At 70.0% G+C, this 15,891-nt stretch carries 14 protein-coding genes; 2 read left to right on the forward strand and 12 right to left on the reverse strand.

Translation table 11 applies throughout. The features are described from left to right. The 5 genes from PFX91_RS21675 to PFX91_RS21695 all read right to left on the reverse strand — a co-directional run. On the reverse strand, window positions 1–253 hold a 253-nt coding region (locus tag PFX91_RS21675; protein WP_285734726.1), incomplete at its 3' end, for an ATP-binding cassette domain-containing protein. A 33-nt stretch (window positions 254–286) separates the two neighbouring features. Continuing rightward, on the reverse strand, window positions 287–1,300 hold the full coding sequence (locus PFX91_RS21680; protein WP_285734728.1) for an ABC transporter permease: 1,014 nt from the start codon (window positions 1,298–1,300) through the stop codon (window positions 287–289). Window positions 1,301–1,434: 134 nt separating this feature from the next. Continuing rightward, window positions 1,435–2,175: a cobalamin B12-binding domain-containing protein gene (locus PFX91_RS21685; protein ID WP_285734730.1), complete on the reverse strand. Its 741-nt coding sequence runs from the start codon at window positions 2,173–2,175 to the stop codon at window positions 1,435–1,437. A gap of 35 nt (window positions 2,176–2,210) precedes the next feature. Beyond that, window positions 2,211–2,504, reverse strand: a complete 294-nt coding sequence (locus PFX91_RS21690; RefSeq protein ID WP_285734732.1) for a B12-binding domain-containing protein — start codon at window positions 2,502–2,504, stop codon at window positions 2,211–2,213. Then, complete coding sequence (locus PFX91_RS21695; RefSeq protein WP_285734735.1) at window positions 2,501–3,865, reverse strand: PP2C family protein-serine/threonine phosphatase; 1,365 nt, start codon at window positions 3,863–3,865, stop codon at window positions 2,501–2,503. The genes PFX91_RS21690 and PFX91_RS21695 overlap by 4 nt, the downstream gene beginning before the upstream one ends. 367 nt (window positions 3,866–4,232) lie before the next feature. Here PFX91_RS21695 and PFX91_RS21700 point away from each other — a divergent pair, with 367 nt between their 5' ends. Further along, window positions 4,233–4,973 carry a metal-dependent hydrolase gene (locus PFX91_RS21700; protein ID WP_285734737.1) on the forward strand — a complete coding sequence of 247 codons (741 nt, stop codon included), beginning with the start codon at window positions 4,233–4,235 and terminating at the stop codon, window positions 4,971–4,973. 133 nt (window positions 4,974–5,106) lie between these two features. On the opposite strand, the gene PFX91_RS21705 is transcribed toward PFX91_RS21700, so the two are convergent. From PFX91_RS21705 to PFX91_RS21725, 5 genes are all read right to left on the reverse strand, one after another. Further along, window positions 5,107–6,915: an ABC transporter substrate-binding protein gene (locus PFX91_RS21705; RefSeq protein WP_502888352.1), complete on the reverse strand. Its 1,809-nt coding sequence runs from the start codon at window positions 6,913–6,915 to the stop codon at window positions 5,107–5,109. An 81-nt stretch (window positions 6,916–6,996) separates the two neighbouring features. Then, entirely contained in the window at window positions 6,997–8,022 is a 1,026-nt protein-coding gene (locus PFX91_RS21710; protein ID WP_285734740.1) for an ABC transporter permease, read from the reverse strand. 173 nt (window positions 8,023–8,195) lie between these two features. Continuing rightward, window positions 8,196–9,887 (reverse strand): ABC-F family ATP-binding cassette domain-containing protein, encoded by a 1,692-nt coding sequence (locus PFX91_RS21715; protein WP_285734743.1) that lies wholly within the window; start codon window positions 9,885–9,887, stop codon window positions 8,196–8,198. Between the two features lie 295 nt (window positions 9,888–10,182). After that, entirely contained in the window at window positions 10,183–11,886 is a 1,704-nt protein-coding gene (gene pgi, locus PFX91_RS21720) for a glucose-6-phosphate isomerase (RefSeq protein ID WP_285734744.1), read from the reverse strand. 268 nt (window positions 11,887–12,154) lie between these two features. Next, a complete protein-coding gene (locus tag PFX91_RS21725; RefSeq protein ID WP_285734746.1) occupies window positions 12,155–13,030 on the reverse strand; it encodes an ion transporter in 876 nt (291 codons plus the stop codon). Between the two features lie 141 nt (window positions 13,031–13,171). On the opposite strand from PFX91_RS21725, the gene PFX91_RS21730 reads away from it, so the two are divergent. After that, on the forward strand, window positions 13,172–13,501 hold the full coding sequence (locus tag PFX91_RS21730) for a hypothetical protein (protein ID WP_285734748.1): 330 nt from the start codon (window positions 13,172–13,174) through the stop codon (window positions 13,499–13,501). Window positions 13,502–13,533: 32 nt separating this feature from the next. Here PFX91_RS21730 and PFX91_RS21735 read toward each other — a convergent pair whose 3' ends face one another. Both PFX91_RS21735 and PFX91_RS21740 read right to left on the reverse strand, forming a co-directional pair. Continuing rightward, on the reverse strand, window positions 13,534–14,256 hold the full coding sequence (locus PFX91_RS21735) for a FadR/GntR family transcriptional regulator (protein WP_285734750.1): 723 nt from the start codon (window positions 14,254–14,256) through the stop codon (window positions 13,534–13,536). A gap of 322 nt (window positions 14,257–14,578) precedes the next feature. Continuing rightward, window positions 14,579–15,781 carry a MalY/PatB family protein gene (locus tag PFX91_RS21740; protein WP_285734751.1) on the reverse strand — a complete coding sequence of 401 codons (1,203 nt, stop codon included), beginning with the start codon at window positions 15,779–15,781 and terminating at the stop codon, window positions 14,579–14,581. Window positions 15,782–15,891 lie beyond the last annotated feature (110 nt).

Below are 15,891 nucleotides of genomic sequence, written 5' to 3' on the forward strand. Positions count from 1 at the left end.
CCACGTTCTGGCCCGCGACCTCGATGGCACCGCTGATGCGGGCCCGGCTGCCCCGGTGCAGACCCATCAAGGCCAGCGAGGTCACGCTCTTACCCGAGCCGGACTCGCCCACGATGCCCAGGGCCCCACCCGCGGGCACCTCAAAAGACAGCCCGTTCACCGCGTGAACATCACCGTCCATGGTCGGAAACACCACCCGCAGATCATCCACCCGAACAACGGGCGAGGTGTGTGACGACACGGACCGGCTCATGGGGCTCCCTCGACTCCGGTTCCCCACGGGCCGCTATCCATGGACGCGCACACGTGGGTCGACGATCGGGTACAACAGGTCGACCAGAAGGTTGCAGACGACGATGAAGAACGCGCCGAACAGTGTCACGCCCAGGATCACGGGCAGATCGCTCTGCGTGATGGCGCTGACCGCGTAACGTCCGATCCCGTTGAGCGAGAACACCTGCTCGGTCAGCACCGCGCCTCCGAGCACCAGACCCAGGTCCAGTCCGAAGATCGTCACGATGGGGGTGAGCGTGGGACGCAGCGCGTGCTTGAAGATCACGCGGCGTTCGCTCAGGCCCTTGGCCCGGGCCGTGCGGATGTAGTCCTCGCCCAGGACCTCCAGCATGCCCGCACGGGTCTGACGCGCGTACATGGCCGCGTGCAAAAAGGCCAGGGTCACCCAGGGCAGAAGCAGTCCCTGCACCCATCCGAACGGATCCCGCGTCAGGGGAACGTACCCGGGGGTGCCGAACAGCCCCCAGGCGTGCACGAGGAAGGCCAGGGAGAGCAGGCCGGTGAAGAAGACCGGCAGTGACACCCCCGCCAGCGCGACCGCCATGGCCAGACGGTCGAACAGACCTCCCTTCCACACCGCCGAGACCGTACCCACCAGGACGCCGCCGACCAGCCAGAGCACCCCGGCTCCCAGTGCCAGTGACGCCGTCACCGGCAGGCGGGCCACGATCTCGGGGAAGACCTCCTGGTAGGTCTGGAAGGAGTAGCCCAGGCAGGGCGCGGAGCACTCGATGGTGTCGCGACCGAACCGGTACTCCGCGCCGAAGAGGATGCCCCGGACGAACTCCACGAATTGTACGGCGACGGGTTCGTCCAGTCCGAGCCTGTCGATGGTCGCCTGGATCGCCTCCGGGGTGGGCGCCCGACCCACGTACATGGTCGCCAGTTGTTCGGTGGTTCGCCCCGCCCACCGGGGCACGACGTAGAAGATGGCGAAGGTGACCATGGTGACCACGGCCAGCAACAGGAGTCCGGCGCCCAGACGGCGCAGGATGTAGGTCAGCAACGCTCGTGCCTTCTGTCCGTAGGGGTCCTTCCTGCCGCGTCGGCCCGCGCGAGACCTCCGCCTTCCCCCACACACAGTAACCCAGGGTCACATCTTCATCACCATAAGAATCGATCGTGTGCGGCTCCACCCACTCAGGAGCGACCGAGCACGGCCCGCCCCGAGCGCAGGAGGGCACACGTCCCCGGGTAGTCGAACAGTTCCCGTTCCAGGAGGAGCAGCACCTCGGCGACGCTGTCGAGGGGCACGCCCCGCTTCTGTAGGACCACGCGGGTCCAGTCCAGGAACCGTGTGAAGACCCTCTCGTCCCCCACGTAGAGCGCGGCCAGGAGGAAGTCGACGATGTGTCCCAGGTCCTCGACCGTCCGGTCCAGGGCGGCTCCTCCTAGAGACAGCCCGCGGGCCTCGTACGACCTGCGCGAGTGTTCCGTTCCCATGAGCACCAGGTCACGGCGGCGTCGCATCAGGCTCGCGTACTCCGCCGTGGGGACCAGCGCCTCCTCGACCGGCCAGGGGAGCGTCAACGGAAACTCGCGTTCCAGCAGGTCGGCGGCGGAGCGGGCGTCCGAGGCCCACAGAGTGGCCCCCAAGGACCGGGCCAGGGAGTCGTCGGGGCCCAAACCCGCCCCTCCGGCGATGACGGGCACACCGGTGCGGGTGGCGGCGGTGATCATGTTGTGGACACTGACCAGGTGGGAGGGCAGGGAGCAGCTCAGCGCGACCACGTCGGGGGTGCTCTCTTGCAGGTACACGGCCAGATGGTGGGCGGGGACGCTCGCGCCCAGGAAGGTGACCCTCCAGCCCCGCAGGCGCAGTACGTCGCCCAGGAGCCGCACGGGCAGCCCGTGCCACTCCCCCTCGACGCAGGCCGCCACCACGGTCCCCCGCCGCCCGTCGGACCCGATACGGGTCAGGCCGTGTCCAGGACCAGCCCCGCGGCGCGTTCGCTGACATGGGTCGCGGCGTGCTCCTGGGCCACCGACAACTCGTTGGCCTGCCACAGCAGGCCCACACGCGCCTGGACGGTGGCGATCACGTCCAACAGGAGCGTCTCGTGGTCGGCCCCGGCGGCCAGAGCCCGACGGACGAGGTCCAGGGCGCCCTCCTCGTCCCTGCTCCGCACCCGCTCCAGGAAGGCGTCGGCGAGCCGGTCTGCACGGTCGCGGACCGACTCGACCGGGACGACGCTCTCGTCGACGCTCATCCGGTTCCCCCCTCGGCGGCCGGAACGGCCTGGACGGCCAGGATGGTGATGTCGTCGTGCTCTCCGCCGTCCAACCAGTCGCCCACGACCTGGGCGAGCCGGTCCGAGACCGCCGGCGCGGGCATGCCCACGCATTCGGAGAGCAGACGCGCCAGGCGCCCTTCTCCGAGCATCTGCCCGCCGAGCAACGGGTTGCGCGCCTCGGTGACGCCGTCACTGTAGATGACCATCGTCTCCCCGGGTTCCATCGTGAATTCCACGGTGCGGAAGGCCGCCTCTTCCAGAGCCCCCACGAACAGGCCGCCCACGGCCACCTCCCTCACCGAACCGTCCAGGCCGACCACCAGCGGAGGCGGGTGTCCCCCTCCGGCCATCCGGATCCGTAGTCCACCACCGGGCAAGGGTGTTCCCGTTCCCAGGAGCATGGTGCTGAACTTCTCCGGATCGGTCCGCAGCAGCAGGACGTTGAGCAACTCCAACAGGCGCTGGGGATCCGGCTCCACCAGCCGGAGCGCCGCCAGGGAATGGCGGATCATCCCGGTCAGCAAGGCCGCGTCGTTGCCCTTGCCGCACACGTCGCCGAAGGAGAAGTCGAACCCCCGTTCCACCTCGTTGACCTGGTAGAAGTCGCCTCCGATGCGCTCGGCCTCGACCGCGGAACGGAAGGAGGCCCCCAGGGAGGCGTGCCCGATCACGGGCAGCGGCTCGGGGACGAGCGCGGCCTTGAGGGTGGAGGCGGTGCGCGCCTGGTACTGGTACATGCGCGCCGAACCCAAGGCGGTACCCGTGCGCTCGGCGTATTCCGTCAACGCCTCGGTGTCGGTGGTGAAGGATCCCGACGCCCGGTACATCACCAGTGCTCCCACGACCTGCGACAGTCCCGGAACGGCGAACGCGCATAGCGCTCCCGGCAGGCCCTCCGCCCCGACGGTGTCGGCCACGAGTCGCTCGACGAGGTCACCGGGACCAGGCTCCACCACCGTGCGCGCACCGTCCAGGATGTCGCCCAGCCAGGTGGCGCCGAGCACCACGGAGCCGTCCCATACGCCCTCGGCGGTCACGACCCCTCGTCCGGGGTCGTCCCGGGCGGTGAAGGCCGCCGTCCAGCGGACGGTGCCGTCCGCTTCGGGGAGGACGAGAACGCACAGATCCGCCACCTCCGGCACGGGAAGGCACACGGCCTGGGCCACCAGGCGCGATGGATGCAGGATGTTGCCGAGTTCACGCGCGGCGAGCCGAAGCCGCGCACCGACCGGAGATTCCACGGCCCCGCCCACTCCCGAGGCGGGCGAGGATGTTCCGACCCCACCGGAACGGTCGTACCCCCCGGGTGTGGACTCGTTGACGACCGAAGCAGACACTGCCTGGTCTCCCCCCTGTGGACGAGCCCCGCCGCGGCCTCCAAGGACCGCCTCGCCGTACCTGTCGGACACACGACAGCGGTGTCGCGCACGGCCACTTCCCGGTCCTGTCACGGACCCGAGTGGGTGGTACCGGAGGCCTCCGCCGGCGGGAGACGGACGGCCCGATCTGTCACGCTACCCGCCGTGAGCCACCATCTGCACCACCGCTCCGGAAAAGTCGTCGTACGGCGACGTCGTACGGGCGTCGCCACCACCGAGCCCGGTCCGTGGGCGGCCGTCCCGTGGGCTCCGGAACCCGCGCAGAATGGCACGTGTCCCAGAGACGGCCCGGAGGCCCTCCTCCCCTCCCTCCTTTGGAGCCCCCATGATGGGTACCTCGCACGCCGCGACCGGCGTGCTCACCGGCGCCGCCGTCGGCGCCCTCCTCGGATCCGAGGCACATCACCTCTTCGTCTGCGCGGCCGTGGGCGCGGGAGCGGCGCTGCTCCCCGACCTGGACACACCCTCCAGCACCGTGGGCAGGTCGCTCGGACACGCCACGGAACTGGTGGCCAAGGGACTGCGGGGCGTCTCCCGTGCCGTCTACCGGCGTACGGCCACCGGTGTGGAACTGCGCGCCCCCCAGGACGCCGGTCACCGTCACCTGACGCACACGGTCCCCGCCGCGGTCGTGTTCGGACTGGCGGCGATGAGCGTGTCGCTCGTGCCGTTCGGCGCCGGCCTGGTGGTGTCGGCGATGTCCGCGATCGGGCTGGGCACCGTCGCACGGCCCTGGAGGGCGCTGGGGTCCACGCGGACACGGAGGTTCGTGGCACTGGTCCTGGCCCTGCTGTGCGGAATCGGCTCGTTCCTCGGCGGTGGTCCCGCGGCCTGGCTGGTGGGGGTGACGGTCGCGGTGGGCGCCCTGACCCACATCATGGGCGACTGGCTGACCAGGTCCGGTGTGCCGCTGGCCTGGCCGTTGGTGTACCGGGGGAAGAGGTGGTGGATGTTCAGGTCACCGCTGGCCTTTCGCACGGGCAGGTCCAAGGTGGAGGTGGGGATCAGGTGGGGCTCGTGGGTCGGCGCGGCGCTGTTGGCCGCGGCGTCCTCCACGCCGGTGTGATCACCATCGCGGCGTGCGCCCTCGGCCCGGGTCCCTGGTCGTGGAGCCGCGCCCGGGGCGCACCGATCCGGTCCGCGGCGCCTCTCCCGAAGAGGCCGGAGCGACCCGATGGACCGGACCGTGGTCGCCGCCCCTACTCCCTGGTGGTGCCCAGGGGCATGTAGTCGTACATCGAGTAGCCGACGTGGTAGTAGACGTTGGTGAGTTCGGCGGGCCGATACAGCACCGTCCGCTCGAACACCGCGGGAAGGATCGCCGCCTGCTCCATGGCCCGCTGGTCGATCTGTGTGTAGATCGAGGCGCGTTCGTCGGGGTCCTCCACCGTGACGACCTCGTCGAACCACTCGTTGATCCGGGCGTCGTCCAGTTCGGAGATGTTGGCGTTGCCCGCGTCCTGGATGGCGTCGCCGTCCAGGATCTTGCTCATGAAACCGTATCCGCTGACCCAGTCCGGTGCCCATCCGTACACGGTCAGGCCCAGGTCGTTGTCCTGTACGAAGGAGGGCGAACCGGCCTGGGTGTTGGTGTAGGTGTCCGACGGGTACTGCTTGATCTGCGTCTCGATGCCCACCCTCGCCAGGGCCTGTTGCAGGGCCTCGGCCGTGCTGACGTCGGCCGGCCGGTCGGAGCGGGCTCCGATGGAGGTGGAGAACCCGTCCGGCTCACCGCACTCCTCCAGTTTCCGGCGGGCCGCCTCCAGGTCGCCCTCGCCGCCCCGCGAGGGGTAGGGATCGATGCTCGGATCGGCTCCGGGCAGTCCGGCGGGCATGATCTGCGTGGCGATGTCGCCGCCGACGTCGCCGCCCCAGGCCCGTTGCAGGGCGTCGCGGTCGGCCGCGTACATGATCGCCTCGCGGCAGGCCGGATCGTCCAGGGGTTCCAGGACGGTGTTGATGTTGACGTAGCGCAGGGTGTTGCTCTGAGGGTTGTCGATGTTGGCGCGTTCGTCGTCGTCGGTGATCACCGTGCCCCTCATCGCCGGCCCCATTCCGGCTCCGGCCAGGTCCACGTCGAGTTCGCCGTTGACCAGACGCTGGTCGATCTCGTTCTGGTCGACCCCCATCTGCACCTCGATCCGGTCCGGCAGTGCCGGCCGTGTGGGATCGGTGGAGGCGTCCCACTGATCGTTGCGCACCAGGTTCAAGGACACACCCGGCCGGTAGTCGCCGTCGAACTTGTAGGGCCCGGAGGAGACGACGCGGCTCTGGTACCGCTCCCCACGGTCGGCGTCGGGCGGGACCGGCGCGGTCTGCGGCTGGATGAGCACGTAGGGGAACTCGGCGAAACTGTCGTCGAGGTGGAAGACCAGGGTGTGGTCGTCGGGGGTCTGGATGCCGTCGAAACCGGCCAGCGGGTCGCCCTCGTCGGCGTAGGGGCCCTCGTAGTCGTCACTGTCGGCCAACAGCTCCCGGAAGTACTTGGGGCCGTTGGGCAGCGCCTGGTCGCCGAAGTTGCTGCGGGCGATGGCGTACTTGATGTCCTGTGCGGTGATCTCCGACCCGTCCTCGTACCGCAGGCCCCGCTTGATCCGTACCGTCCACTCGGTGGAGTCCTCGTTGGACTCGGGCATGTCCTCGGCCAGGTCGGGTTGGATCTCGGTGCCCGCCTCCCCGGGGGCGCCGACGTAGGTCAACAGGGTGCGCGCGTAGTAGCGGCTGAAGTTCCAGCTGAACGCGTAGTAGGTGTTGCCGGGGTCGGGCGAGTCGAAGTCGGAGGAGATGGCGTAGCGGAGTGTGCCGCCGGTCTGGTCCGAGGGGTTGACGATCGTGCTCTCGCCCTCGTTGAACTCGGCGTCGCCCTCTCCTCCGCCTCCGCCGCCCGCTCCTCCGCAGGCGGCCAGCAGTACGGTCGCGGCCGTGCCCCACGCCAGGGAGGCCACCGCACGGCCTCGCCGTCGCGGACTCCGGAGGGGCCTGGCGTGTGTGAAGTGAGGATGGGTCACCTTGTCTCCTGAGCGGATCGGCTGCCGGGCCGTACGATGCGCGGTCCGGGACGCGGAAGGGGTTCGGTCACGACGGGCCCCTCAGTCGGAGGAGCGAGGGTCGAAGGCGTCGCGCAGTCCGTCGCCGAAGAGGTTGAAGGCGAGGACGGTGACGAAGATGGCCAGCCCGGGGATGAGCACGAAGTGCGGGGAGGTGGTGTAGAAGCGCAGGGCGTTCTCCAACATGCCGCCCCAGGTGGCCATGGGCGGGTTGACGCCGACCCCCAGGAAACTCAGGGCCGCCTCGAACAGGATGTTCGTGGGGATGAGCAGGGTGGAGTAGACCAGGACGGGTGCGACGAGGTTGGGCAGGATCTCCCGGAAGACGATGTGCGCGCTGCCCGCTCCGAGGCTGCGTGAGGCCTCCACGAACTCGCGCTCCTTGAGGGTGAGGGTCTGTCCGCGCACGATGCGGCCGATGTAGGGCCAGTTGAAGAACCCGATGATGAAGATCAGCACGCCGATGCGCAGGTCGTTGCCCGACAGTCCGAAGGCCCCGTCGGGGATGACGCCCACCAGGGCGATCGCGAACAGCAGCAACGGGAAGGCCAGGAAGATGTCCATCGCGCGACTGATGACCACGTCGACCCACCCGCCGAAGTATCCGGCGACCACTCCCAGTGCGGTGCCGATGACCACGCACATCACGGTGGCGACGGTGGCGACCAGGAGTGAGGTGCGCGCGCCGTAGACGATACGGCTGAACAGGTCGCGGCCGTTGACCGGTTCCACCCCCAGAAGGTGGTCGGCGCCGATACCGCCCCAGGGGTCGAGGCCCTGGAGGGGATCGTCGGGGTCACGGAGAACGCCGCCCGTGAGCGGGTCGATCAGGTCCTGGTGGAACCGATCGGGCGGGTGACCGAACCAGGCGACGAGCAGTGGCGCGGCGAGCGCGACGAGGATGAGCAGGAGGACGACGGCTCCGCCCGCCATGCCGACCCCGTCCCCACGGAACCGCTGCCAGGCGATCTGACGCAGGGACCTGCTCGCCGCGTCCGGTCCCCCTGCGGCCGCGGCCTCGGGGTCCGCGTGCCGGGACGATTCCGGCACGTCCATCGACGCGGCCATGCACCACCCCTATCACCACATGATGTAGTCGAATAACTACGCAAGGTTTGCATGGAGGGTGCGGTGTTTCCAGCGTCCGCGCCGGTCCTCGACGAGGGCCGCGACACGCCGAAGGGCCGGGCGAGGGGCCCTGACCCGCAACCCCTCGCCCCACGTCGGCGGACCGCCCGTCGTTACGAGACGGCGGGGCCTTGGCCCTCGACCACCGCCCCGTCGACCAGCCGCAGTCGCGACCAGGTCCAATTGCGGCGCAACCACCGGTCGTGCGAGGCCACCACCACGGCTCCGGGCGCCGTGCCCAGTGCCTCCTCCAACTCCTCGGCCAGCGTCAGGGACAGGTGGTTGGTCGGTTCGTCCAGCAACAACACGTCCGGGGCGTGTCCCACCAACATCGCCAGGGCCAGCCTCCTTCGCTGACCCACGCTGAGGACGCCCACCGGTCGGTCCAGGTCGCGGGGGGCGACCAGGCCCAGGTCCGTCAGCCTCGGGGCGTCGGGCCGGTCGGCGTTGAGCGCCTCGTAGAGCGCGCGAGGGGTGCGTTCGGGGTCGCTGAAGACCACGTCCTGTTCCAGCAGGGCCACCGACGCCCCACGCCGCCACAGCACCGTGCCCGAGGCGGGCCGCAACCGGTGGCCCAGGGCGTACAGCAGCGTGGACTTGCCCGCGCCGTTGGGCCCGGTGACCAACAGACGGCCGTCGGAGGGCACGTCCAGGTGGTCCAGACGCAACCGGCCCGGCACCACGAGGTTTCGCAACGTGATGGCGTTGCCCTGGGCCACGCCCGGGTCCCGGGTCAACGGGGCGGTGAACGTCAACGGCCTGGGGGGCCTGCGCACCTGGTCACGCTCCAGCTCCTCCAACCTTCCCCGCGCGTTGCGCACCCGGCGTGAGACCTGCTTCTCCACACGTCCGCCGCGCAGGTCATGGCCCATCTTCTCGTTGTCCTTGCGCGGGGCGTTGTGCGAGACCTGACGCGCGGTGGTGCGCACCGCCGCGCGCAGACCCTTGATGCCGTCCTGCTCGCTGCGGTAGCGCTGCTCCCAACGCTCGCGCTCCAGTCGTTTCTCGCGCAGGTAGAAGGAGTAGGCTCCGCCGTAGTAGGTGGGTCCGTCCACGGCCGGGTCCAGGTCGAGCAGGCCGGTGCACACCGCGTCCAGGAACACCCGGTCGTGGCAGGCCAGGACCACGACCCCGGGCAGGCCGCTCAGGTAGCCCTCCAGGAACTCCAGCGCCTGGTCGTCCAGGTGGTTGGTGGGTTCGTCCAGCAGCAGGGCCCGGGGCCGACGGACCAGCAGTGCCGCCATCCCCAGGCGCCCGCGCTGCCCACCCGACATCCGCCCCACCGGACGTCGCGGGTCGACCGTGTCCAGTCCCAGACCCGCCAGCACCAGTTCGGCCCGGCGTTCGGCGTCCCACACCTCCAGGAGTTCGGCCATGGCCAGGGCCTCGGAGTACTCTCGCAGGACCCGTTCGTCCCCGGCCGCGCCGTCCATCCTCTCCGCGCTCGCGGTCAGCCTCCGCTCCACCCGGCGGGCCGGTTCGAGGGCCTCGTCGATCACCTGGGCCAGGGTCGTCTCCGGAGGATGGGGCAGTTCCTGGTACAGGAACCCGGTGTCCGCCGGGCGTTCCACCCGTCCGGCGTCGGGTTCCTCCTCTCCAGAGAGCAGACGCAGCAGTGTGGACTTGCCGGTTCCGTTCTCCCCCACCAGGCCGAGTCTCTGGCCGGGGGCGACGTCCACGTCGACGCCGTCGAACACCACGTGCGCCCCGTAGGTCTTGGCCAGGTCACGGGCCCTCAACAGCGGGGGGCCGGGCTCCTGTGGCGTAGTGGCGGCGGTGACGCCGTTCGGGTTCCCAAGGGTCATGGAAAAGGACCACCCTTCGTCTTGTGGGTGGGCCTCGATGCTCGGTATCCGCCGTTCGCGACACGGTCCGACGACGGCAGGGAAGCCGTCGACATCGAGACCGCACCATGATCGGGGTACACACCGAGCGGGGATTCGGCTCCAGCCCGATGGGCGAGCCCCGCGCGCTCGGCGGATGTCGGTCTCGATGTCACTTGCGCATGTCGTGCCCAGGCTAACCGGAGCGGTAGGGGCGCGCAAAGGATTTTCCGGCGTGCCATGGGAGGGACGCCCCGACGGCGTCCCTCCCCGAGGACTACCTGCCGCGCATGGCCCGGTAGCGTCGCACCAGGGCCGAGGTGGAGGCGTCCAGCCCCGACACCTCGGCTCCCTCGGTCAGGGCCGGCTCGACCCGCTTGGCCAGGACCTTGCCCAGCTCCACCCCCCACTGGTCGAAGGAGTTGATGTTCCACACCGCGCCCTGGACGAACACCTTGTGCTCGTAGAGGGCGACCAGCTGTCCGAGCACCGAGGGGCTGAGTCGGTGGGCCAGGATGGTGGTCGTGGGACGGTTGCCCTCGAAGGTGCGGTGCGGGACCAGCTCGGCGGGCACGCCCTCGGCGGCGACCTCCTCCGCGCTCTTTCCGAAGGCCAACGCCTGCCCCTGGGCGAACATGTTGGCCATGAGCAGGTCGTGCTGGGGCACCAACTCCGACGGCAGGTCGGGTGCGGGTTCGGCGAAACCGATGAGGTCGGCGGGGACGAACCTGGTGCCCTGGTGCAGCAGCTGGAAGTAGGCGTGCTGCCCGTTGGTGCCGGGGGTGCCCCATACCACCGGCCCGGTCTGCCAGGAGACGGGGCGGCCGTCACGCTGGACCGACTTTCCGTTGGACTCCATGTCGAGCTGTTGCAGATAGGCGGTGAACCTGGACATGTGGTGGCTGTAGGGCAGTACCGCGTGGCTTTGGGCGTCCAGGAAGTTGCCGTACCAGATACCGAGTAGTCCCAGCAGGAACGGCAGGTTGCGTTCGACGGGGGCGGTCGCGAAGTGGGTGTCCATCAGATGGAATCCGGCGAGCATCTCCCGGAACCGTTCGGGTCCGATCGCCACCATCAGGGAGAGTCCGATGGCCGAGTCGTAGGAGTAGCGCCCGCCCACCCAGTCCCAGAACTCGAACATGTTGCGGGTGTCGATGCCGAACCGGGAGACCGCCTCGGCGTTGGTGGAGACCGCGACGAAGTGCTCGGCGATGGCGCCGTCGTCGCCGTCCCGTACGCCGAGGCCGTCCAGGAGCCAGGAACGGGCGGCGGTCGCGTTGGTGATGGTCTCGATGGTGGTGAAGGTCTTGGAGGCGACCACGAACAGCGTCGTGGCCGGGTCCGCGTCGATGAGCGCCTCGTTGAGGTCCGTGCCGTCCACGTTGGAGACGAAACGCAACTCCAAGCCCCGGTCGGTGTAGGGGCGTAGCGCCTCGTAGGCCATGGCGGGCCCCAGGTCGGAGCCGCCGATGCCGATGTTGACGATCCTGCGCACCGGCCGGCCGGTGTGGCCCAGCCACGTGCGCGCCCGGACGCGTTCGGCGAAGTCGGCCATGCGGTCCAGTACCCGGTGCACCTCGGGGACGACGTCGTGGCCGTCACTGCGCACGACCCGGCCCCGCGGCGCGCGCAGGGCGGTGTGCAGAACCGCCCTGTCCTCGGTGAGGTTGACGTGCTCGCCACCGAGCATGGCGTCGCGCAGTCCGGCCACACCGGTGGCCGCGGCCAGGTCCGCGAGCAGGCGCAGGGTCCGGTCCGTGACGAGGTTCTTGGAGTAGTCCACGTGCAGGTCCCCGACGTCGAGCGTGTACCGCTCGGCCCGCCCGGGGTCGTCGGCGAACAGGTCCCGTAGGTGGGTGCCCTCCCACCGCTCACGGTGCTCGCTCAGCGCTGCCCACTCCCGGGTCCGGTCCAGGGGGACTGTCGTGCGGGCCCCGTCCGCGGTGTCCTCGGGGTGAGGCGGGGGCGTACTGGCGCACATCCGGCGGCTCCTCGTCGTCGTGTTGGTGGTCGGTGTACGTGCGTGGGGCGGGGAGGGGACCCGGCCCGGTCCTCGGTGGCTTTGGCCTCGCGGACCGCGCACTGCCGGTGCGCGTCCCCGCCCCGTGTCCGCCGGCACGTCCGTACGGCCACGGCCGACTGTGGACGGCCGGGGGCGCCCCGGGGGCGCCAAGGCAACAGCCTCCCACGAAAGCCGCTCTCCGAGCGGCTTCGCCCAGGCCGGTCCCAAGATTTCCCGGGTCGGCCCCTCAGAGCGACCCGGCGTCGGCGTGTTCCCTGCCGTGCGCGTCGCGCAGCACGGCCACCTCGGCGCGCAGTGCTCGCAACTCGGCCAGGATCAGCGCCTGCCCCTGGTCGGGGCCGCCGTCGTCGGGGCCGCCATCGGCGTGCCCGGTGGATCCGTCGCCACCGCCGCCCTCTCTTTGCTCTCCGTCGGCCTTGTCCAGGGCCTCGACCGCCACGGCGATGAACAGGTTCAGGGCCACCAGCGTGGACACCAGCACGAAGACCACGAAGAACACCCACGCCATCGGTTTGTGCGCCATCACGTCCTTGGCGATGTTGCCCCAGCCGTCGGCGGTGGCGATCTGGAACAGGGTGAACAGCGATCCGGGCAGGTCGCCGAAGTACTGCGGCGAGACGTCGGCGAAGAGCTTGGTGGCCATGACCGCCGATACGTACAGCAGCAGCACCACGAGGAGCAGGATGGACATCATGCCGGGGAGGGCCCGGAAGAGGCCGGCCACCACGTGGCGCAGGGTCGGTATCACCGACAGCAGGCGCAGGACCCGCAGCACCCGCAGGACCCGCAGGACCGCGAAGGGGCCGGAGGCGGGCAGGAGGGCGATCCCGACGATCACCACGTCGAACCAGCTCCACGGATCGCGCAGGAACGCGCTCCGGTGGGCGAACATCCTCAGTCCCAATTCGACGACGAACACGGCCAGGATGGCCCTGTCGATGGTCTGGAGAAGCTCTCCGTGGGCGGCCATGGCCCGTGGTGAGGTCTCCACGCCGAGGATGACGGCGTTGACGAGGATGAGGGTGATGACGCCGCTCTGGAACCAGGAGGCGTCGACGAGGGTTCGGATCCGCTCGCGCACGGGAGAGGGAACTCCGTTCATATCTCGGACAGAAGAGCAAAATCCTACTGTCGGTCACGGCTTCGCGTTCCACTTCGTCGAGGCCCGCTTCCCCACGCACTGGCGGAATCCGACACCGAACAGGCATGATCGGTAGTGGAGCCGAGCGTGAGGGGGACGCCGGTGAGGGAGTGGACAGAGGATTTCGACGAGTCGACCTCCCGACCCTTCGACCCGGGTCACGACGACGACGTCGACGCGGACATGGACGTGGGCGCCGCGGACCAGGACTTCGCGGTGGCCGCTTTCCTCCGGGACCTTCCCGACGACCACCGGATCGAGGAGATCGAGGACCACGACGTCCTCGGTATAGATGCGGAGGTGGCCCAGGAGGTTCCCGAACGGCCCCCGGAAACCCTTCCGAAGGACGTGCCCGCGCCACGGCGGGCGGACCTGGCCCGACTGCTGGAGGCCGAGGAGTTCGCGGACAAGGTGCGCCACCGGCTCCGGTGAGGGCCGGCGTCCACGGCGGCCCGCCGTGGGGTTCAGCCCTCGGTGGTGCCTTCGGCCAGCTCGGCGCCGAGCCAGCGCTCCACGCGCAGTACGTGCGTGGTCGCCACGGCCCGTGCGGCCTCGGGGTCGCGCGCCACGAGCGCCTCGTGGATGCGCCGATGGTCCTCACGGAGCTCGGCCGTGAGCCCGGCCTCCCTATGGCCCGCCCACACGCGGGCGTTGAAGGTGTGCGAGGAGAGTCCGTCGTTGATCGCCGCCAGGGTGGCGTTACCGGTGCTGGCCACGATGGCCTGGTGGAAACCCAGGTCGGCGGTGACGGTGTCGTCGCAAAGGACGTCGGGCCCGCCCTCCATCCGGTCCAACAGGGCGCCGATACGGTCGAGGTCCTCGGCGCCGGCACGTGCGGCGGCCAGGGCGGTGGCCGCGGGTTCGAGCATGCGACGCACCTGGAGGACCTCCAGCAACGTCCGGCCCTGCGATACCTCGGCCAGCACGGAGAAGGTCTCCAACAGGTCGGCGGGACGCAACGCGGTGACGTAGACGCCCGCGCCATGGCGGGACTCCAGCACGCCGAGAGTGGTCAGGGCGCGGATGGCCTCGCGCATGGAGCTGCGGGAGACCCCGAGTCGGGCGGACAGGTCCCGCTCGGTGGGCAGGCGCTCTCCGGGGCCGACCTCTCCGGTGGAGATCATCGCCTTGATCCGGTCGACGGCACGCTGGGTGACGGAGGTGCGCTCACCATCGGGGTCGCTCACGGCTCTCTCCAGGCGAGGGGGCTCGGACCTCGGTCCCCGTGGGCGTTCACCGGGTGCGGGAGCGCCCCCGCGGCTCCCTTTCACCCGAAGACATCATACCAATCCGCGGTCGTCTTCCACGACATCCCTACCACTACGGGATTTCCTGTTCGGCCATTCCTTCACCACACGAAAGTAGTCCGACCACTCCTGAGGAGAACGTCACTCCCCTAGGGAGGGGTCCAGGGTGCGTGCGACCGCCGCCGGAGCGGAGCGGCGCACCCGAGGCGGTGGCGCCGGATCGTCGCTCACGGCGCGTGCTCCCTCCGTCCGGCCTCGGCCCTCATCGTGCCCGCACCGCCTCCCCCATACGGACGAGGGCGTCGGTGAGGATGTCGGGGGCGGTGGCGAAATTGAGGCGGACGTGACCCTGACCACCGGGGCCGAAGACATGGCCGGAGCTGAGTGCGACGCGGGCGTGGTCCAGGAAGAAGCGGGCCGGACCGGCGAGGTCGGAGACGGCGCCGGGTACCGCGGTGTCGTCTCCCTCGTCCAACCCCAGAGAGCGACAGTCCAGCCATGCGAGGTAGGTGCCCTGCGGCGGGTTCCAGCCGACATCGGGCAGGTGCTCGGGAAGGAGCGAGGACAGCAGCGCGCGGTTGTCCTCCAGACCACGGAGCAGGGAGTCGAGCCAGGGGACACCATGGAGGTAGGCGGCCTCGTGGGCGATGATCCCGACGTGGCTGGGACCGTGACCGACCTCTTCCGGCAGGCGGGCCAGGTCGTCCGCCGCGTCGGCTCCGGCGACCGCGATCGCCGCCTTCAGCCCGGCGAGGTTCCACGCCTTGGAGGCCGATGTCACCGTGAAGGCGTCCTCGGCCCCGGACACGGTCAGGTAGGGGGTGAAGCCCTCGCCTTCGAAGACGAGCGGGGCGTGGATCTCGTCGGAGATCACGCGTACGCCGTGGTCGCGGGCGAGTCGGGCAAGGGCCCGCAACTCGTCGAGGGTGTGGACGGTACCGGTGGGGTTGTGGGGGTTGCTCAACAGAAAGGCCACCCGACGATGGGCGGTGGCCGCCTCACGGAACACGTCGGCGACGCGATCCAGGTCCAGTCGGCCTTCCGACCCCAAAGGGGCCTCCAGGACCCGGCGGCCGCTGTTGGACACGAAGGCGTAGAACGGCGGATAGACCGGCGGGGTGACCACCACGGCGTCGTCGGGGTCGGTGACCAGACGCAGGACCTCGACGATCCCCATCATGACGTCGGGCACGATCGCGGTGCGGTCGACGGACAGGTCCGTCCACCCCCACCTCTCGGCCGCGAACCCGGCGAAGGCCTCGGCGTACCGGTTCCCCGCCGGATAGCCGGTGTCCCCCCGCCGCATGGCGGTGGTGACGGCGTCGACGACCGGCGACGCGAGTTCGACGTCCATCTCCGCCACCCACAGCGGTAGTACGTCGTCTCCGTGCATACGCCACTTCATGCTGGTGCGTCGGCGTAGTTCCTCGATCCGTACCGACGTGAAAGGGGTGTCCTTGGACATGTCGCCGTGACCTCCTCGGGTGCTCGGCGGCTTCGACGTCCCACCGCCGGCGGGACGACCGGCCCACCGGCGGGGACGGGGCTTGGAGCAGTGCGTGCGCGCCCCCGCCA

The organism is Nocardiopsis sp. ATB16-24 (genome assembly GCF_030271535.1).
Classification (GTDB): domain Bacteria; phylum Actinomycetota; class Actinomycetes; order Streptosporangiales; family Streptosporangiaceae; genus Nocardiopsis.

Excerpts from the sequence above, each read along its gene's own strand:
- PFX91_RS21690 (WP_285734732.1), bottom strand. The coding sequence starts at position 2,504 with ATGAGCGTCGACGAGAGCGTCGTCCCGGTCGAGTCGGTCCGCGACCGT.
- PFX91_RS21700 (WP_285734737.1), top strand. The coding sequence starts at position 4,233 with ATGATGGGTACCTCGCACGCCGCGACCGGCGTGCTCACCGGCGCCGCC.
- PFX91_RS21710 (WP_285734740.1), bottom strand. The coding sequence starts at position 8,022 with ATGGCCGCGTCGATGGACGTGCCGGAATCGTCCCGGCACGCGGACCCC.
- PFX91_RS21715 (WP_285734743.1), bottom strand. The coding sequence starts at position 9,887 with ATGACCCTTGGGAACCCGAACGGCGTCACCGCCGCCACTACGCCACAG.
- pgi (WP_285734744.1), bottom strand. The coding sequence starts at position 11,886 with ATGTGCGCCAGTACGCCCCCGCCTCACCCCGAGGACACCGCGGACGGG.
- PFX91_RS21725 (WP_285734746.1), bottom strand. The coding sequence starts at position 13,030 with ATGAACGGAGTTCCCTCTCCCGTGCGCGAGCGGATCCGAACCCTCGTC.
- PFX91_RS21740 (WP_285734751.1), bottom strand. The coding sequence starts at position 15,781 with ATGTCCAAGGACACCCCTTTCACGTCGGTACGGATCGAGGAACTACGC.